Here is a 20808-nt window from a genome sequence, read left to right as displayed (position 1 = left end):
ACTAAAACTGTAACAAGTAGAACAAAATAGAGTCTATTTCTACTATAAAAAATACATTTGCATTTTATTTTGCACCAAAAAAACCAATGAGAAAAAACATACTCTTCTGTTTCCTAATATGCTCTGTATGGAGTTATGCCCAGAAAAAATCCATTCAGGCACAAGTAACTTCGCACACTATTTCTATTGATGGGAAACTAGATGAACCTGCTTGGGAAAATGTACCAGTTGCCGCAGATTTTATCATGCTGGAGCCAGACAATGGAAAAGCTATTCCGCATGAAAAACGTACAGAAGTAAAAGTCCTATATAATAATGACGCAATTTATATTGGTGCAATGATGTACGATGACGAGCCTTCTAAAATTTTAAAGGAAATCTCTCAGCGTGATAATTTTGGAACGGCGGATCTTTTTGGTGTTTTCATAAACGGCTTCAATGACGGACAACAGGATTTTATGTTTTACGTTTCTGCTGCCGATGTTCAAGGCGATTGTATCATGACCGATGCAAATGGTGAAGATTATTCTTGGGATGCTGTTTGGATCAGTAAAGCCGCTCTGACAGAAAATGGATGGGTTGTCGAGATGAAAATTCCGTACTCGGCATTGCGTTTTTCAGGAGAAAACAAACAAATCTGGGGAATCAATTTCTTTAGAGAAATCAAACGTGACCGTTATAAATATACTTGGAATTTTGTCGACAGAAAGATTGGCACTTTTACACAACAGGCTGGAACATTGGAAGGAATTGAAAACATCAAACCCCCTACTCGACTATTCTTTATGCCTTATGCATCGTATTATTTAAATGCTGCTGAGGGACAAAAAACATACGGAACAATTAAAGGCGGAATGGATATCAAATACGGCATAACTGACGCCTTTACAGTCGACGCCATTTTAATTCCAGATTTTGGACAAACAAAATATGATGATCAGATTTTAAATCTTGGCCCTTTTGAACAGCAGTTTAATGAAAATAGAGCATTCTTTACAGAAGGAACAGATTTATTTAGTAAAGGAAATATTTTCTATTCCAGAAGAATTGGAGGCACTCCATCGATCGATCCTACATTAAATGAAAATGAAGAAATTACAGAATTGCCCGCTGCTGTAAATTTAGTTAATGCTTTAAAATTATCAGGAAGAACAAAAGACGGACTTGGAATTGGGGTTTTAAATGCTGTTACAGAAAAAACTTTTGCTACCATAAAAAATACCGAAAACGGCGAAACGAGACAAGTAATTGTAGAGCCACTTACCAATTATAATGTATTGGTTTTGGATCAGCGCTTTAGAAAAAACTCATCGGTTACTTTTATTAACACCAATGTAACTCGAAATGGCCATACTAGAGATGCAAACGTAACTGGTCTGGCTTGGGACTTAAACACAAAAGCCAATACTTATAGTTTATTTGGAAACGTAAAATACAGTCACATTAATGATTCTCAAGATAAAAATGGATTTTATTCTACTGTAAGTTTAGCCGAAACTAGCGGAAATTACAGATACAGCATAGGTTCAGATTTTGTTACGAAAGATTATGATCCGAATGATTTGGGTATTAATTTCTATACCAATTATTACAACTTTTACGGAAATGCCAATTATCGAATTTTAAATCCGACCAAGCGTTTTAATACATTTAGAATCAATTATAATATGTATACCGAATTCAATAAAGAATCTGGAAAACTGCAGGACAATAATATTAATGCGAACTTAAATCTAACAACGGTAAAAAACAATTACTACGGAACCGGAATCACTTTTTACCCCTTAGAAATTTATGATTATTATGAACCTCGTGCCAACAACAGATATGTGACAATTCCGCGAAGGATAGAAAGTTGGGGAAGTATTTCAACCAATTACAATCATAAATTTGCGATTGACTTAAATGGAACACTGAATGTGTTTGATGAATCTGAACGTATCACATATGGCTTTGATATTGGCCCTAGATATCGTTTCAGTGATAAACTTTTACTGACTTATTTCTTTAGTTATATTAGAAAAAACAACAATAAAGGTTACATCGATCAAATTGATGCTGACCAGAATGACGCCACTCCAAATGACATCATTTTTGCCAACCGAAACGTTATTACGTATTCTAATACTTTAGGAGGCAAGTACGCGATAAATAGCGCTATGACCATAAATCTGGCCGTTCGTCAATATTGGTCCTATGCAGATAATAAAGATATTCTGACTTTAGAATCAAACGGAAATCTTAGTCCGTATCCTCAATACACTGACAACAAAAATTCAAGTTTCTATTCTTGGAATGCCGATTTATCTTATTCTTGGTGGTTTGCGCCTGGAAGTCAGCTTTCGGCCCTGTATAGAAATAATGCAGCTAATTTTGAACGAGTTATTGATAAAGATTACAGACACAATGTGGCAGGATTATTAAACAATGATGCCCTAAAACATATCTTTTCTATTAGCGTAAAATACTTTATTGACTACAATGCCGTCAAAAATAAAGTCAGAAAAAGAGCTTAGCGTGAATTAATTTTAAAAAATAAAGGCATCTTTAATTAAATCAATATTTTTTTTTATAGTTCATTTTATTAAATATAAATGTAACATTCCTCAGGTTTCAAACTTTAGAAATGCCTTATATTTGTAGAAAACAAAAATGTAATGAACAAGAAAGTTATCCTTATGATTTTAGATGGTTGGGGAAAATCTCCTGACCCTAAAGTATCTGCAATAGACAATGCAAATGTTCCTTTTATAAACAGTTTATATAAAAACTATCCAAGCGCGCAGCTTAGGACTGATGGATTAAATGTTGGTTTACCAGAAGGACAAATGGGAAATAGTGAAGTTGGACACATGAATCTAGGTGCTGGAAGAATTGTATACCAAGATTTAGCCAAAATAAACTTAGCTGTAGAACACAAAACTTTAGCAAAAGAGCAAGTTTTAATTGATGCTTTTACTTATGCTAAAGACAACAATAAAAAAGTACACTTTTTAGGATTAGTTTCAGATGGTGGTGTTCACTCACATACTTCACACCTTCGCGGATTAATCGATGCTTCTCAAGAATATGGTTTAGATCAAGTTTACATTCATGCTTTTACAGACGGACGTGACGTTGACCCTAAATCAGGAGGAAAATATATTCACGATTTAGAAGATTACATTAAAGATACTCCAGTAAAAATTGCTTCGATTATTGGGCGTTACTACGCAATGGATCGTGACAAACGTTGGGAACGTGTAAAATTGGCTTACGATTTAGTTGTAAATGGCGTTGGAACTCCATCCACAAATGCTGTTGCAAGTGTTTTGGACAGCTACGCAAAAGACGTAACAGATGAATTTATCGAACCTGTTGTTATTGTTGATGAAAATGCAAAACCTCTTGCTACAATTGTTGAAGGCGATGTTGTGATCTTCTTTAACTTTAGAACAGATAGAGGACGTGAACTTACTGAAGCGCTTTCTCAGCAAGATTTCCACGAGCAAAACATGCATAAACTAAACCTATATTATGTAACATTGACCAACTACGATGAAACGTACCAAAACGTAAAAGTAGTTTACAATAAAGATAATATTACTGAAACACTTGGTGAGGTTTTAGAAAAAGCAGGCAAAAAACAAATAAGAATTGCAGAGACTGAGAAATATCCTCACGTAACGTTCTTTTTCTCTGGTGGCCGTGAAGTTCCTTTTGAAGGCGAATCTCGTATTTTAAGAAATTCACCAAAAGTGGCAACTTATGACTTAAAACCAGAAATGAGTGCTTACGAATTGGCAGATGCTCTTGTTCCTGAATTGAACAAAGGCGAGGTTGATTTCGTTTGTTTAAACTTCGCAAATGGCGATATGGTTGGGCACACAGGAATTATGGAAGCCGCAATTAAAGCGTGTGAAGCTGTGGACGCTTGCGCGAAAAAAGTAATCGACGCTGCTCTTGCCAATGACTACACAACAATCGTAATTGCCGATCATGGAAACTGCGAAACCATGATTAATCCTGATGGCTCTCCCAATACGGCTCACACAACAAACCCAGTGCCGATTATTTTAGTTGACAAACAATTAAAAAGCATTCAAGATGGTGTGTTAGGCGACATCGCTCCAACAATTTTAGAATTAATGGGAGTTCAACAGCCAAATGCAATGACTTGTCATTCGCTTTTGTAAAAAATTTTGAACCATATAAGTGATATAAGTTCATTTAAAAAGAACTTACGAAAAGAGGCGAATTCTAAAGAATTCGCCTCTTTTATTTTTTATATATCTCCATCATACTCCGGAGGAGTATAATATTTATAGAAAAACAATATTCCTCCACAGAAAAAGCTCCAGCGGAGCAACATATTTTCTATTTTATAAGTTCATTTAATAAAATATTCTACTTAAAGACAAAGCTTTTTACATTTACTTATATAACTTATATGGTTTAAAAAACAAAATGATAAATCTGCTCCACTCCATAAATAACAAGCCCAATAACTCCACCAACCAAAGTCCCATTGATTCGAATGTATTGAAGGTCTTTTCCGATTTCTAATTCTAATTTTTCAGAGACCTCTTTTCCGTCCCAGCTTTTTACGGTTGAAGAAATCAAATCTCCAATTACTTTTTTGTTATTTAAAAGAACCGATAACAAATCATTTTTTATGAAACTATTGATTTTATCAATCATAACAGGATCTTCCTTAATTCCGTTTCCAAAAGTTTGAATTAAATTTGAAATGCTATTTTTTATTGAAGAATCATCACCTTTATTTAAATCATTTGTAATGGACAATTTTATTTCATCCCAAATTCCGTTGATGTAATCCTGAACCTCTTTCTTTCCAACAAAACCCAAAATCATATCATTGATTTTAATTCTCATTTCTTCGGAGTTTTTCACTTTTTCCAAGAAATTAAAAATGTACTCGTCAATTTTTAGACGAACTGCACTTTCTGTTTTTTTAGCTTCATTTAAAAAATCTTGCAAGCCATTAAAAACACCTTCTGTTATGCTTTTATCTGCCAAGCCAAAACTTAAAAGCGGAGTCGAAGCTTTTACTTTTTGCCTAATTAAATCTTTATTGTTCGTTAATTCAGCGCTCATTACTTCAAGAAGGTTAGTCAGCATTTGATTTTTTAATTCTCCTTTTTGCAAAGGTTCCAAAGCAACAGCAACCCAATTTCCGAAATTAATGCCTTCTATTTTTTCTTTAAATTGAACCTGAATAAATCTTTTGATCTCTTCGTCTTTTATTGTTCGTAAAATTCCAGGAATAATATTTACTGCAACAACATTTGCTATTTTATTGGCATTTTCTTCGTGTGAAATCCAATCTGAAGCTTTAACAGCAAAATTAAATTCGTCCAATTTAATCTCCATTTTTTCGCGATCTAGAAATTCTTCGGAAACAAAATTTCCAAGGTTCTCTCCTATTTCATTTTTCTTGGTTGGAATAATCGCTGTGTGCCAAATCGGAATTCCCATCGGATGACGAAAAAGTGCCACAACCGCAAACCAGTCGGCAATTCCACCTACCATTGCTGCTTCACTAAAAGCCTGAAGCATCGGAATTTTAAAATAAATGGCAATTATAAACAACAGCACCGCAACACCTAAAAGCGCCAAAGCATTTTGCTTCATTTTCTTCAAAGCTTTTACTTTAGCAATATCTCGCCCTATAATAGTTTTCATAATAGTAAATATTTACACTAATTTATGGCTTTTTTCTGAAAGACTCATGAGTTATTAGCCACGAATTAGCCAATTATCTCAAATCTTTATCTTTAAATTCTTCATTTATGAAGTCTATGAAATAGGATTTTAAAAGATTTTTATTTGCGATAACACATGAATTAGTGGCGAAAAAAAATTACATAAAAAATGAGATAAAAATTGTAATTTTGCGAACTGAAAAATGGAAAAAATATGATTATCCAAAAAACTAGAGAGGAAATCGAATTAATGCGCGAAAGTGCTTTAATCGTATCAAAAACATTAGGAATGATTGCTTCTGAAATTAAAGAAGGAGTAACTACATTATATCTTGACAAATTAGCCGAAGAATTTATTCGTGATCACGGTGCAGTTCCAAGTTTCCTTGGATTGTATGATTTCCCGAATTCGCTTTGCATGAGCCCAAATGCTCAAGTTGTTCATGGTATTCCTAATAATGTTCCTCTTAAAAATGGTGATGTTATTTCGGTTGACTGTGGTGCTTTCAAAAATGGTTTCCATGGAGATCATGCATACAGTTTCGAAATTGGAGAAGTTGCGCCAGAAGTTAAAAAGCTTTTACGTGTTACTAAAGAATCTCTTTACGTTGGAATCAGAGAATTTAAAGCTGGCAATCGCGTAGAAGATGTTGGAAATGCGATTCAAAAATATACTGAAGCTCACGGTTACGGAGTAGTTCGTGAATTGGTTGGACATGGTGTTGGGCAAAAAATGCACGAAGAACCAGAAATGCCAAATTACGGAAAACGTGGACGCGGAAAACTTTTTGTCGAAGGAATGGTTGTCGCAATCGAACCTATGATCAACATGGGAACTAGAAACATTAAACAGCTTAAAGACGGCTGGACAATTTTGACCGCTGACGGAAAACCAAGCGCACATTTCGAGCATGATGTTGCTTTAATTGATGGAAAACCAGAATTATTATCAACTTTCCAATACATCTATAAAGCCCTTGGAATCGAGAGCAATGAAGAAGATGAATTTAGACAAGTGCCGTTAGTGTTATAACACGAATTTCACAAATTGACACGAATTAATTTTTGTTGAAATTTAGGAAATGAATGATTGAATGATGAGTGAGTTATATCTAAAAGATGAATCCTATAAAATTATTGGAATCTGCATGGAAGTCCATAAAATTTTAGGAAAAGGACATAGTGAAAAAGTGTATGGAGATGCTCTTGAATACGAGTTCAGAAGAAATAATATTCCGTATAATCGCGAATTAAGGTATAATATTGCCTACAAGGATATTATATTGCCAAGTTACTATTTTGCAGATTTTGTTATTTTCGATGAAATTATTCTGGAATTAAAAGCCATTACAGCATTAACAACAAGTGAAATTAAGCAAACATTAAATTATTTAGCTGCATCAAAAAACAAATTAGGCCTATTGGTTAATTTTGGAGAAGACAGCCTTAAATACAAAAGAATAATACTTTAAACCCAAATCAAAAGTTCGTGAAATTTCACCACAGTATTAATTCGTGTTAATCTGTGAAATTCGTGTTCAAATTTATTTAACTGTGAAAAAACTTTTCAAATTAGTACTTAATACCATTCCACGCCCATTATTAATTCGTTTGAGTTATGTGGCGCGTCCAATTTTAGCTTTCTCTTTAAAAGGAGATAAATTTACAGATCCTATTGACGGAAAAAGCTTCAAATCGTTTTTGCCTTACGGATACGGAAAACAGCGAAATAATGTGCTTTCACCAAGTACGCTTTCTTTAGAAAGACACCGTTTGCTTTGGCTGTATTTAAATGATCAGACTGATTTTTTTACAGCACCAAAAAAAGTATTGCATTTTGCTCCAGAACAAGCTTTTTATAAAAGATTTCGCAAGCAGAAAAACTTAGATTACACTACAACTGACTTACTTTCGCCATTGGCCGATGTAAAAGCGGACATTTGTAATTTACCGTTTAAAGACAACGAATATGACGTTATTTTATGCAATCACGTTTTAGAACATATTCCAGACGACACAAAAGCAATGCAGGAATTATACCGTGTCTTAAAACCAGGCGGAATGGCAATTCTGCAGATTCCTCAGGATTTATCTCGCGAAGTTACTTTTGCCGATGATTCGATTACAGATCAAAAAGAGCGCGCTAAAATCTTTGGACAATACGACCATGTACGCGTTTACGGACGTGATTATTTCGATAAACTAAGAAGCATTGGCTTTATAGTTATCGAAGAAGACTATACCAATAAAATCGCACCAGAATTGGTTGAAAAATATTGTTTAGCAAAAGGCGAGATTATTCCGCTTTGCTTTAAACAGGAAAACTAATTTTTCATCATATAAGTTCATTTAATAAAGAGTTTTCAAAATATCAGATTTGAAAACTCTTTATTTTTTTTGCCCAATCCCTAAAATATAAGCCTAACCAAATCCCTAAATCTTGGAACCTACAAAATCATTTCAGTTCTGTTTTGACATCAGTTTGGAAAAAAATCTGAATGTCTATATTCCAACCGCTTACATTGTTGAGAATACTAGTGAAATCAAATACTTAGACAAAAAAGCAAGTCCCGATGTACTGGAAAGTTTTGGAATCATTTTTGACAATTTAGATTCCAATTCAAAAAGAATATTAACAGCTTGCGACTCTCTTAAACCTGAATTTATTTTTAAAAAGTTTGGTGCCAAAATTAAATCAGCTAAAACAATTGCTGATTTACAGAAAGATTCAAAAATTGAATTTGCCATTCGCCAGCACTTAAAATTCAATTTAAGTTCGTTTTACGATTTAATAGTAAAAGAACAATTTCCTTTGTCTTTAAACCTCGGGCCTGAAAAAGATTTCTACCGTTCTAGAATCAGCATTGAGCCTATCGATTTTGAACCTCAGATTCAATTTGACAAACATGCCGAAGGAATCACTTATACTCTATCTTTAAAAGAAAATGAAACTGTTTTCCCTCCAATGGATAGCAAAGTTGATATTCTTTTAGATGAACCAGGCTGGCTGATTATCAATAAAAAACTTGGGCAGTTAAAAGAGCTTAATTCTAAAAAATTAATGCCTTTTTTAAAGAAAAAATCTATTGAAATTCCATCCAAATTAGTTGATGATTATTTCAAGAGTTTTATTCCGCAAATTGCAAAGAAAATAGATATTGAAGCAACTGGTTTTGAAATTGAACTTCGTGATAAAATCATTTCGTGTACGATCCAGCCTATTCATGATTTCTTCAAAAACTGTTATTATCTCAATCTTTATTTTGATTATAATGGATATTCATTTGATGCGAGCAAAACTAAAAAATCACATTCTTTTGTAGATTTCAGTGTTGCTAATGAACCTAAAATAATTCAATTTAAAAGAAATCCTGACGAAAATTTATATATCGATAAATTAAATGAAATTGGTTTAACCAAAATTAAAAACGAATTATTTGGATTAAATTCAGAAGTTGAAAACACAGATCCTTACGTTAATATCCAACTGATTATTAATAACAAAGAAGAGCTGAAACGTTTAGATTTTACTATCGAAAATTTAAAACTGGAAAGCAAAGAAATCATTACAGAAAACCACACCATTTCTGCTTCAAAAGAAACAACTGGAGATTGGTTTGATATTAAAATAATTATTACCGTTGGAAATTATAAAATCAATTTCAGCGAAATTATTCCGAATATAAAAAGCAAAGAAAGACTTTTTGCATTACCTGACGGAAACTACTTTTTGATTCCGCTAGAATGGTTTAGCAAATATGGTTCTTTGGCCAAATTAGCCAAAACAGAAAATGGTGTTTTACTTTTACGAAAAAGCAATTTTACTGCTTTGGACGGAATTTCAGAAATTGATAATGATTTAGATCAAATTCATCAAGCCGAATTTACAGCTTCAGACTTAATAAAAGCAACTTTAAGACCGTATCAGGTTGATGGAGTAAAATGGCTTTTGGGCCATTTTAATTCCAATATGGGCGCATGTTTGGCTGATGATATGGGACTTGGAAAGACGTTGCAAACTTTATCTGTTTTGGTTTCGGTGCAAGAGCAATTAGGCTTTACAACCAAAACTACCAATTTTGATTTATTTGCCAACGAAACCACTATAGAAAGAGAACCACTTAAAGCTTTAATCGTTCTACCTTCTTCGCTGGTTTTCAACTGGTTTAATGAAGCAGGAAAGTTTACACCTCACTTTTCGAAAATGCAATATGTTGGAAATGACAGAAAATCATTAGCAAGCAGAATCAATTCAACCGATTTGATTTTTACAAGTTACAGCATCATTCACCGAGATATTTCTATTTTAGAAAAATACGATTTCCGTTATTTGATTTTGGACGAAAGCCAGTACATTAAAAACAAAAATTCTAAGATTTTTAAAGCCATAAATAAAATCAGTACAGGACATAAAATTGCCTTGAGCGGAACGCCGATCGAAAATTCGCTTGACGATTTATGGTCGCAAATGCAGTTTATTAATCCTGAGATTTTAGGAAGCTATGCTTTCTTTATGGAAAATTTCAAAAATCCGATTGAGAAAAAACAGAATGAAGAAGTTTTAGCAGAATTAAAAAATTTGATTCAGCCTTATATTTTACGACGAACTAAAGAACAGGTTTTAAAAGATCTACCAGAATTAACAGAACAGATTTACTACTGTGCCATGGATCCTGAACAGGAAAAATTATACGAAAAAGAAAAATCTAAAGCTCGTAATTTCCTTCTTAAAACTGACGGATCTCCTGACAAAATTAGTATTATCAATACTTTGATGAAATTACGCCAGTTGAGCAATCACCCAAAAATGATCGATGCAGATTCTGAAATTGATTCTGGAAAATATATTGCGGTAACCAATTATTTGGAAAGCTTAGTAAAAGGAAAACAGAAAGCGATTATTTTCAGTTCGTTTGTTACCAATTTAAGTTTTTATACCGATTGGTGTAAAGAAAATAAAATTGATTTTTGCGAAATTACAGGTGAAACGCCTGCCGATAAAAGAGAACAGCAAGTAAAATTATTTCAGGAAAAAGAAAATCCGTTGTTATTCTTTATTTCGCTAAAAGCCGGTGGAGTTGGCTTGAATATTACAAAAGCTTCTTATGTATTATTCTTGGATCCATGGTGGAATCCTTTCGCAGAAAAACAAGGAGTTGGACGTGCGCACAGAATTGGGCAAATGAATAAAGTAAACGTGATTCGTTTTATTTCTAAAAACACAGTTGAGGAAAAAATCATCAAACTGCAGGAAAATAAAAAACTATTATCTGATTCCCTTTTAGAAGAAAGTTATATTAATGATGAGATTGAAGGTAACTTAGAATATATTTTGGGTTCATAATCGTTAAATCCAATAGAACGGCATCTTTTTCGTTATATAAAATTGTTATATTTACAATCTTACAATGTTTTAAGATGCCAAAATTTTTATATACAAGCTTAATTTTTCTTTTTATTTTCACTTTAGCGAAAGCTCAAGAAAAAGAAATCGACCCACCGTATAATATTAAAACGGTTTCGTTTATCCAGAATGGCAGTAATGTTCCGCCAATTTTCGAATTAGGTTCAGGATTTACCTTTCAATTTGATGATTTATTTGGTAATGAAGCCAATTATTACTTTGAAATTATTCATTGCGATTACAATTGGTTTCCAACAAATATTCCAAAAACAGACTATATTCTCGGCATGGATAATCAGAGAATAACCGATTTTTCGAATTCTTTTAACACACTGCAGGTTTATACACATTATAGACTTTCTTTTCCGAATCAGTTTACACAGCTTCTAAAGCTTTCGGGTAATTATATGCTTCGAATTCTGAATGAAGACAAAGAAGTTATTTTCTCTAGAAAATTCATTTTGTATGAAAACCATTGTACAGTTGGAGTTCAAGTAAAAAGAAGCCGCAACCTTAGCAATATTGAGTATAAGCAGAATCTTGATTTTGCCATTTTATCCAATGATATTGTTTTTCAAACTCCTTTGCAAAATGTAAAAGTGCTTTTACTTCAAAATGGCAACTTTCATAACGAGATAAAAAACATTGTTCCTCAATACACAATTGGCAATCAGCTGGTTTATAAATATGATAAAGAAACCCAGTTTTGGGGCGGAAATGAGTTTTTGTATTTTGAAAACAAAGACATTCGAGCGGCCAATAATAATGTTGCCAAAATAGGTTCGAATAATGATATTTACAATGCGTTTTTGTACACCAATGCTGCAAGAGGAAATCAGCTTTATACTAATTATGAAGATGTAAACGGAAATTTTGTAGTGAAGAATATCAACGGTTCTAACAACGATATTGAAGCCGATTATGCTTGGGTTTATTTTACTCTTTCTGCTCCTGCTTTTAGAATGAACAAAGATATTTATATTACTGGAATGTTCAACAATTACAGCCTTTCACCAGAATATAAAATGGATTACAATACTGATAAAGGAGTTTTCGAAAAAGCTATTATGATCAAACAAGGCTTTACTAATTTTCAGTATACCGTTGCAGACAAAAAAGGGGTTGTCGATTACGAAAATGCCATTGACGGAAACTTTTATCAGACTGAAAACGAGTACACCGTTCTGGTTTATTACAAAGAGGCAACGGACCGTTATCAACGTGTAATCGGAAAGGGAAATGCAAACTCTATCAATATAGTCAATTAAAACAATGTTAAGGTTTTAGTTTAAACGATTTTTTTTCGTAGCTTTGCCACTATAACACTCACATATATACGGCGTTAGTATGGTTTCTCAAATTACACGAGGCATAAAAATATCTGTTTTGACTAGTTTTGAAGGTACATACTTCAAAAACTACAAGATTCATTTTGCTTTTAGCTACGTAGTTACGATCGAAAATCATAGTAAAGATTCTGTACAATTAACTTCACGTCACTGGGAAATTTTTGATTCTCTAAATGATCTAGAAGTTGTAGATGGTGAAGGTGTAATTGGTAAAAAACCAGTTTTAAAACCTGGCGAAAACCATACGTACAGCTCTGGCTGTTTATTATCGTCTCCTTACGGCGCAATGAAAGGTCATTTCAATATGATCAATTTTACTACCACAAAAACATTCAAAGTAATTGTTCCTACTTTTAGAATGTGCGCTCCTTTTGCATTAAATTAAGATATAGTTTACATCTATAGCTTTTATCGTTATCTTAATCATAAAATTGTCAATTTATTAATTTATCCTTTGTACTTTTGTGCAGCGTTAGATTATTCGTAACAAAACAAATCGTCTAACTTTAAATTGTCTAATTCACAAATTTTAAATAACATGCTTAAAGGATTTTTTCATGTACCAAAAGCGGTAAACGAGCCTGTAAAGAGCTACGCACCAAACTCACCAGAAAAAGCTGCTGTTCAGGCTGCTTATACCACAATGTGGAATTCTCAAATTGACGTTCCTTTATATATTGGAAACGAAGAAATTAGAACTGGAAATACAAGAAACATTACAGCTCCACACAACCACAAACATGTTGTTGGAAAATATCATTTAGCTGAAAAACAACATATTGAAAAAGCAATTGCTAATGCACTTGAAGCAAGAAAAGCATGGGCTAACATGGCATGGGAACAACGTGCTGCTATTTTCTTAAAAGCTGCTGAACTTATCGCAGGACCATACAGAGCTCGTATTAATGCTGCTACAATGATTGGTCAATCTAAAAATATTCACCAAGCAGAAATCGATTCTTCTTGCGAGTTAATCGATTTCTTACGTTACAATGTTGAGTTTATGACTCAAATCTACAACGATCAGCCAAAATCAGATTCTACTGTTTGGAACCGTGTAGAGTACAGACCATTAGAAGGTTTTGTTTACGCTATTACTCCTTTTAACTTTACTGCTATTGCTGCAAATCTTCCTGCAAGTGCTGCTATGATGGGTAACGTTGTGGTTTGGAAACCAAGTGACAGCCAAGTATTTTCTGCAAAAGTTATTATCGATGTTTTCAAAGAAGCTGGAGTTCCTGATGGAGTTATCAACGTAGTTTTTGGAGATGCTTTAATGATTACAGATACTGTTTTAGCGAGCCGTGATTTTGCTGGTATTCACTTTACAGGATCAACTCACGTATTTAAAGATATCTGGGCTAAAATTGGAGCTAACATCCATAATTACAAAACTTACCCAAGAATTGTAGGTGAAACAGGAGGTAAAGATTTTATCATTGCACATCCAAGCGCAAACGTAAAACAAGTAGTTACAGGAATTACTCGTGGTGCATTTGAATTCCAAGGACAAAAATGTTCTGCTGCATCTAGAGCTTATGTTCCTCAAAGTTTATGGCCAGCCGTAAAAGAACAGTTAATTGCTGATGTAAAATCTATGAAAATGGGTTCTCCGGAAGATTTTGGAAACTTCATTACAGCAGTTATTCACGAAGGTTCTTTTGACAAATTAGCTAGCTATATTGACCAAGCTAAAAAAGATGCTGATGCTGAAATCATCGTTGGAGGAAATTATGATAAATCTGTAGGATACTTTGTTGAGCCAACAGTTATTGTAACGACAAACCCAAAATATACTACAATGGAAACTGAGTTGTTTGGACCAGTTATCACGATTTATGTTTACGAAGATGCTAAATGGGAAGCAACTTTAGAATTAGTAGATACTACTTCTGAGTACGCTTTAACAGGAGCAGTTTTCAGCCAAGATCGTTACGCTATTGAAGTAGCTACAACTAAATTACAAAACTCTGCTGGAAACTTCTATATTAACGATAAACCAACTGGAGCTGTTGTAGGTATGCAACCATTTGGTGGAGCAAGAGCTTCTGGAACTAATGATAAAGCAGGATCTGCCTTAAACTTATTACGTTGGGCTTCTCCAAGAACAATTAAAGAAACTTTTGTAACTCCTGAAGATTACAGATATCCTTTCTTAGGATAATTTGGTTTAGAGTTCAAATTATAGATTATAAAAAGGCTTAAACTTCATTCTGAAGTTTAAGCCTTTATTTTTTTAAGTAAAGAGCTAAGCATTTACCCTTCCCAAATCAACAATTCCTTTATCAAAATATATCATTTCTTACATTAAAGTAATTTTACACTTAAATTTTGTAATACTTTTCTTATTTATTTAAAAATCAGCACTTTAAAAAATTTAAATGCCTTATTTTAATACTTTAAAAACTTTTTGTTCCAGTCAAAAAAAAATCATCCTTATAAATTTGCTTCCATCTTAAACGATCTTAAAAGATTTAATACAATAAACAATATAAGAATGAGAAATCTAAACAATGTTCCTAAGATTATTATGGAATCAAAAAGTATTGGACATCCAATAGATTACAAATGGACAAAAAGGAAAATAAACGAACTTTTAGATCCTTCAGAAGAAAATATTAACCTTGAAGACACTCTAATGCAAATTAATCACAAGGGGTCAATTGGTTTAACTGCTGCATTACTAGAATGGATTTATTGGCGTTTTACAGGGTACACTCAAGCAACAACCGATACACAGAAACGCATTGAAGCACTTTGGTGTTCCATTAATAATCGCGAGCAAACAAATCCTCTGTTATTTGACACCGACCTAGAAACATCAGCAGAAGGAGCTATTAATGGCGCATTATGGATTGCTTTAATGAATGTTAGAATGATTGATGTGAGATACAGAAAAGGTTCTTACTTTTTACAAAGCGAACTTATTGGACTGGTTCTTCTTGCACGTCATATTACTCCTAAAAAGAAAAAATTTGACAAGTGGTTTAGTAAGTCCATTATAAATTTAATTCACTCTCATCCTAATCCATACAAAAACGATGAATTAGATCAAAGCGATGAAGCTGTTTACGATTCTTCAAACGAACCTGTAATTTCTAGAGAATTTTTCTTTGATGCAGAATTCAAATATACAGTTGAAGCAGCCGAAAACTCAATTCATAATTTCATTGATAATTTAAATATAAAAGCAAATCCTTTCTTAGATTTTTCTAAAAAAGCATCTTAATTAGGCCTATTAATTCAAAAACCGGAAAGAATTCTTTCCGGTTTTTTTATATCAAACTAAGGCTTAAATTTTAAAGGAAGATGAACCACTTTTTTAGTTTCAAAAAATTCATTCTCAAATATTGCTGCTAAGTCATACAAAGTGGCATTCGGAAAATCTTTTAATTCTTCTGTTAAATCTCCACCTTTTAAATATAGGATTCCATTCTTTAAAGTATGCTTGTGCTGCTTTTTGATTTTATCTTTTATCCAAGAAACAAAATCTGGCATATTGGTTACCGCACGGCTAACGATAAAATCGAAATCACCTTTTACCAATTCGGCACGTTTTTGTTCCGCTTTCACGTTCTTTAATTCTAACGCATCTACAACTCCTTGCACTACTTTTATTTTTTTGGCAATCACATCAATCAAATAAAAACGGGTTTCTGGAAAAAGAATCGCTAACGGAATACCCGGAAAACCACCTCCTGTTCCAACATCCAAAACTGTCGCTCCAGGTTCAAATTTCATAATCTTAGCAATTCCTAACGAATGCAAAATATGTTTTGTATATAAAGAATCAATGTCTTTGCGCGAAATCACATTGATTTTTTCATTCCAATCGTGATATAATAAGTCTAATTTTTGAAACTGTTCGATTTGAAGATCGGTCAAATTGGGAAAATATTTCAATATCTCATCCATTGCTGTAAATTTTTAACAAAAGTACTACTTTACGATTGAAATATTTAACTCAATTTTGCAAATTGAGAATTTATAATAATTACCTTTGAAACCTATTTAAAACAATTATGAATAACACGGCTCCAACTTTTGCAAGGCAAGACAATTTGAAGTTCTTCAGAACGCTTAACTCTCGGGTAAACAATTACTTCAAAGAAAATAATATCAAAAAAACCGGAAACTGGAAATTACACTTAAAAGCCGTTATTCTATTTGCAGTTTTTTTAACTCCATATTTTTTAATTCTTACACTTGACATGCCATTTTGGGTAATGCTGCTTTTATCTATCGTAATTGGTATTGGAATGGCTGGTGTTGGAATGAACGTAATGCACGATGGTAATCACGGTTCTTATTCGACTAAAAGCTGGATTAATAAATTTATGGGAGGAACAATCTATGTTCTTGCCGGAAATGTTTACAACTGGCAGGTACAGCACAATGTACTTCATCATACTTACACCAATATTCCTGGTCACGACGAAGATCTGGATGCAGGAAGAATTATCCGTTTTACAGAACATGCAGAATGGCATAGTTTTCACCGTTTCCAGCATTATTACTCTGTTTTCTTATATGGTTTACTAACTTTTAACTGGGCCATTACTACTGATTTTAAGCAGATGAGAAATTATCTTAAAAGGAAATTATCGTACGGTGAACCAAAAAGTCCGAAAATTCTTTGGACAACCCTTATTATAACTAAAGTTATTTATATCTCTATTTGGATTGTTTTACCAATGGTAATTGGAATTACGTGGTGGAAAGTACTTCTTGGATTTTTCGTAATGCATTATACTGCCGGATTAATTTTAAGTATTGTATTTCAGTTAGCACACGTTGTAGATCATACTACAAATCCTTCTCCAAATGAATTAGGAGAAATGGACAACACTTGGGCTGTTCACCAATTGTACACTACTACTAATTTTGCACCAAAAAATGCAATCGTAAACTGGTATACAGGCGGATTAAACCATCAAATCGAGCACCATATTTTCCCTAATATTAGTCACATTCATTATGGTAAAATTGCAAAAATCGTGAAGGAAACTGCAAAAGAATGTAATTTACCTTATTACGAATATAAAACAATGGGAAGCGCTATTGTAGCTCACTTCAAACATTTACGTGACTTAGGAATGAAACCTGAATTATCTGTTTAAACTAAAAAAAATCTATTAATAATTAACCTTCCTTAATAGGCGCAGCAAATTAAGGACATTCAAAATTTTTATAATGAATCATATTCTTTCGGACAGAATCAACAATCTTGCAACTTCGCAGACATTAGCAATGGCCGCTTTGGCAAGAGAATTAAAAGCACAAGGAAAAGACATTATCAGCTTAAGTTTAGGTGAGCCAGATTTCAATACGCCAGACTTTATTAAAGAAGCTGCAAAAAAAGCAATCGACGACAATTACAGTACATATTCTCCAGTAGAAGGTTATTTGGATTTAAGAGAAGCTATTTGCAGAAAATTCAAAAGGGACAATGATTTAGAGTACAAACCATCACAAATCGTAGTTTCTACAGGAGCAAAACAATCTTTATACAACATTGCGCAAGTAATGCTAAACGATGGTGACGAAGTTATTCTTCCAGCTCCATACTGGGTTTCTTATTTCGAAATCGTAAAACTTTCTGGAGGAGTTCCTGTTGAAGTTCCAACATCAGTAGATACTGATTTCAAAATTACGCCAGAACAATTAGAAGCAGCTATCACACCAAAAACAAAAATGATGTGGTTTTCTTCTCCATGTAATCCTTCTGGATCTGTTTACAGCAGAGAAGAATTAACAGCGATTGCAAAAGTTTTAGAAAAACACCCAAATATCTACGTAGTTGCAGATGAGATTTATGAGCACATCAACTTCTCTGGAACTTTCTGTAGTATCGGTTCTATCCCAGGAATGTTAGAAAAAACAATTACTGTAAACGGAGTTGCAAAAGCTTTCGCCATGACTGGATACAGAATTGGTTACATCGGAGCTCCTGAATTCATCGCAAAAGCCTGTACAAAAATTCAAGGACAAGTAACTTCTGGTGCAAATTCTGTAGCACAAAGAGCTACAATTACAGCTGTAGATGCTGATCCAAGCGTACTAAACGAAATGGTTCAGGCTTTCCACGGACGTAGAGATTTAGTAGTTGGATTATTAAAAGAAATTCCAGGAGTAAAAATCAACGTTCCAGAGGGAGCTTTCTATGTATTCCCAGACGTTTCTTCTTTCTTCGGAAAAACTTTAAAAGGTCACGAAATTAAAGATGCAAACGATGTTTCGATGTACCTTTTAGCTGAGGCAAACGTTGCAACGGTAACTGGAGACGCTTTCGGAAATCCAAACTGTATTCGTTTCTCTTACGCAACAAGCAACGATATTTTAAAAGAAGCATTACGCAGAATCAAAGAGGCTTTGACTGCATAACAATATTCTAAGTTTTTATAAAAACGGCTTAAGGTTCAAAAGTTTCATCACTTTTATACTTTAAGCTGTTTTTTTTATGCAATTAATTTGGGCGTGTCCCTACGGGTCGGGCTATCTGTTACAAGTCCTCGCACTTCCTTCGTCAGGCTGTGGGCTTTCCACTACTATCCCTCACGCAAAACGGTAAAAAGAAAAATTCACTTTCAAAAGAAAGAATCTGCTACAATCTCTCAAATCTGCGAGAGAATAAATTAGAACTTTCAAAATTCCCATTCTACAATATTATAAAACCTCATATGTAATCCTGTAAAGCATAACGTTTTATAAATCGTCAACTTTGTAATGTATTAATTTAAAAAACTATTCGTCATGATACATACAGATGAAACCACACAAGAAGCAGTTAAAACTTTAGAAGGATTAATTTCAATCCTTGAAGACGGAAAACTAGGATATACAGATGCGGCCGAACACGCAGAAAATCCAGCAATGAAAACTGATTTCCTAGAATATGCCCGCGAAAGAGCCTTATTTATTGTAGAATTACAAGATCAAATCAATAAACTAGGAAAATCAACAGACACTTCTGGCGGAGGCCCGCTTGGAGCTTTACACCGAGCATGGATCGACATAAAGTCTGCCTTTACTGGAGGCGATACAGAAGCCATCATAAACGCTTGTATTACAGGTGAAGAAGCTGCTGTTGAAAAATACAAAAAAGCACTAGAAGAGAATCATTTAGAACATGATCAGGTTTATATCATTTCAAAACAATTAAATAGTATTCAAAATACTTTATCACAAATTAAAATGAGAGCAAGCTAAACGATTCATGCTTTTTTTTTGAAAACTGCTCAGTCTTCGGATTGGGCGGTTTTTTTTGTTTTTTATGCATATTCAAATTTTACCCTTAGAAAAAAGACGAAATAACCTACTTTTTGCTATTGTTTTTTTATATATTTAAACAATTTAGATTATAAAATAAATGAATATGAAATCGGACGAAATAAAGAAACTTTTTGAAAATTTGAATCAGCTACATTACAATTAGAAGGAATTGAATGTTGGAGTGCTCGCGATTTACAATTATTACTTGGGTTACAGTAAATGGGAAAATTTTGAAAAAGTAATTCAAAAAGCTAAAGACGCCTGTAAAAATGCTGGTGAAAATATAGACAACCATTTTCCTGACGTCAGGAAAATGGTAGAGCTAGGTTCAAATTCTGAAAGATCTATAAATGATATTGCACTAACACGTTATGCCTGTTATTTGATTGCTCAAAATGGCGACAGTAGAAAACAAGAAATTGCATTCGCACAAAACTATTTCGCAGTTCAAACCCGTAAAGCAGAAATGGTAGAACAGCGCCTTTTAGAATTCGAAAGAATAAAAGCTCGAGAAAAACTAAGCCAAACAGAAAAACAATTATCTGGAATTTTGTATGAAAGAGGAGTTGATAGCCATGGATTTGCATTAATAAGAAGCAGAGGTGATCAAGCTCTATTTAGATTAAGCACTAATATGCTAAAAAAGAAAATGGGCATTCCTGATAATAGACCCGTTGCCGATTTCTTACCTACAATAAGTATAAAAGCAAAAGATTTAGCTGCTGAAATGACAGGTTTAAATGTTCAAAGCAAAGACTTGAAAGGACAAAGCAAAATAGAGACAGAACATATTGATAATAATATTGCTGTTAGAGAAATGTTGACAAAAAGAGGTATTATTCCTGAAAATCTCTCCCCTGCAGAAGATGTAAAAAAGCTTCAACGAAAACTTGATGGAGATGAAAAAAAACTTTTAAGAGCTGATAAGAAAAAGAAAAAATAATTAACAAAAGATTCCGTGATTAAAGAATCTACCAATATTAAGTTAACAAATTCAAAAAAATCGCTTCATCACTAGCAAACTCGAATAATTTATTAGACCTTTGCACACTTTTTTTCGGGAATACCACAAAAGTCT

General features: G+C 33.3%; 16 protein-coding genes. 14 read left to right on the top strand and 2 right to left on the bottom strand.

All coding sequences use genetic code 11. The features are described 5' to 3' along the window. Positions 1-86 precede the first annotated feature (86 nt). Both M0M44_RS09105 and gpmI read left to right on the top strand, forming a co-directional pair. Positions 87-2516 (top strand): DUF5916 domain-containing protein, encoded by a 2430-nt coding sequence (locus M0M44_RS09105; protein WP_248729465.1) that lies wholly within the window; start codon positions 87-89, stop codon positions 2514-2516. Between the two features lie 141 nt (positions 2517-2657). Next, entirely contained in the window at positions 2658-4175 is a 1518-nt protein-coding gene (gpmI, locus tag M0M44_RS09100) for a 2,3-bisphosphoglycerate-independent phosphoglycerate mutase (RefSeq protein WP_248729464.1), read from the top strand. Positions 4176-4434: 259 nt separating this feature from the next. On the opposite strand, the gene M0M44_RS09095 is transcribed toward gpmI, so the two are convergent. Then, on the bottom strand, positions 4435-5685 hold the full coding sequence (locus tag M0M44_RS09095) for a DUF445 domain-containing protein (protein WP_248729463.1): 1251 nt from the start codon (positions 5683-5685) through the stop codon (positions 4435-4437). Positions 5686-5919: 234 nt separating this feature from the next. Here M0M44_RS09095 and map point away from each other — a divergent pair, with 234 nt between their 5' ends. From map to M0M44_RS09055, 8 genes are all read left to right on the top strand, one after another. Further along, complete coding sequence (gene map, locus M0M44_RS09090) at positions 5920-6738, top strand: type I methionyl aminopeptidase (protein ID WP_057117239.1); 819 nt, start codon at positions 5920-5922, stop codon at positions 6736-6738. A gap of 64 nt (positions 6739-6802) precedes the next feature. Further along, positions 6803-7177, top strand: coding sequence for a GxxExxY protein (locus M0M44_RS09085; protein WP_248729996.1), 375 nt, complete (start codon positions 6803-6805; stop codon positions 7175-7177). Between the two features lie 82 nt (positions 7178-7259). Then, on the top strand, positions 7260-8033 hold the full coding sequence (locus tag M0M44_RS09080; protein WP_008467221.1) for a class I SAM-dependent methyltransferase: 774 nt from the start codon (positions 7260-7262) through the stop codon (positions 8031-8033). Positions 8034-8145: 112 nt separating this feature from the next. Continuing rightward, the gene (locus tag M0M44_RS09075; protein ID WP_248729462.1) at positions 8146-11049 is read left to right on the top strand and encodes a DEAD/DEAH box helicase; all 2904 of its coding nucleotides are present in this window, start codon (positions 8146-8148) and stop codon (positions 11047-11049) included. A gap of 74 nt (positions 11050-11123) precedes the next feature. Beyond that, on the top strand, positions 11124-12377 hold the full coding sequence (locus tag M0M44_RS09070) for a type IX secretion system plug protein (RefSeq protein WP_248729461.1): 1254 nt from the start codon (positions 11124-11126) through the stop codon (positions 12375-12377). 79 nt (positions 12378-12456) lie between these two features. Next, complete coding sequence (gene apaG, locus M0M44_RS09065) at positions 12457-12843, top strand: Co2+/Mg2+ efflux protein ApaG (RefSeq protein WP_008467225.1); 387 nt, start codon at positions 12457-12459, stop codon at positions 12841-12843. A gap of 153 nt (positions 12844-12996) precedes the next feature. Continuing rightward, entirely contained in the window at positions 12997-14622 is a 1626-nt protein-coding gene (gene pruA, locus M0M44_RS09060) for an L-glutamate gamma-semialdehyde dehydrogenase (protein WP_248729460.1), read from the top strand. Between the two features lie 333 nt (positions 14623-14955). Further along, positions 14956-15687: a hypothetical protein gene (locus M0M44_RS09055; RefSeq protein WP_248729459.1), complete on the top strand. Its 732-nt coding sequence runs from the start codon at positions 14956-14958 to the stop codon at positions 15685-15687. A gap of 56 nt (positions 15688-15743) precedes the next feature. Here M0M44_RS09055 and rsmG read toward each other — a convergent pair whose 3' ends face one another. Further along, on the bottom strand, positions 15744-16373 hold the full coding sequence (rsmG, locus tag M0M44_RS09050) for a 16S rRNA (guanine(527)-N(7))-methyltransferase RsmG (protein ID WP_248729458.1): 630 nt from the start codon (positions 16371-16373) through the stop codon (positions 15744-15746). A 107-nt stretch (positions 16374-16480) separates the two neighbouring features. On the opposite strand from rsmG, the gene M0M44_RS09045 reads away from it, so the two are divergent. From M0M44_RS09045 to dinD, 4 genes are all read left to right on the top strand, one after another. Continuing rightward, a complete protein-coding gene (locus M0M44_RS09045; protein ID WP_095928544.1) occupies positions 16481-17578 on the top strand; it encodes a fatty acid desaturase family protein in 1098 nt (365 codons plus the stop codon). A 73-nt stretch (positions 17579-17651) separates the two neighbouring features. After that, positions 17652-18842: a pyridoxal phosphate-dependent aminotransferase gene (locus M0M44_RS09040; protein ID WP_248729457.1), complete on the top strand. Its 1191-nt coding sequence runs from the start codon at positions 17652-17654 to the stop codon at positions 18840-18842. A 369-nt stretch (positions 18843-19211) separates the two neighbouring features. Further along, on the top strand, positions 19212-19667 hold the full coding sequence (locus M0M44_RS09035; protein WP_248729456.1) for a ferritin-like domain-containing protein: 456 nt from the start codon (positions 19212-19214) through the stop codon (positions 19665-19667). 268 nt (positions 19668-19935) lie between these two features. Next, positions 19936-20673 (top strand): DNA damage-inducible protein D, encoded by a 738-nt coding sequence (gene dinD, locus M0M44_RS09030; RefSeq protein WP_248729455.1) that lies wholly within the window; start codon positions 19936-19938, stop codon positions 20671-20673. Positions 20674-20808: the final 135 nt, after the last annotated feature.

It is taken from the genome of Flavobacterium humidisoli, from assembly GCF_023272795.1.
In the GTDB taxonomy this organism is placed as follows: Bacteria; Bacteroidota; Bacteroidia; order Flavobacteriales; family Flavobacteriaceae; genus Flavobacterium; species Flavobacterium humidisoli.
Note: the sequence above shows the minus strand (reverse complement) of the source record. Positions and strands in the feature narration are given on the sequence as shown.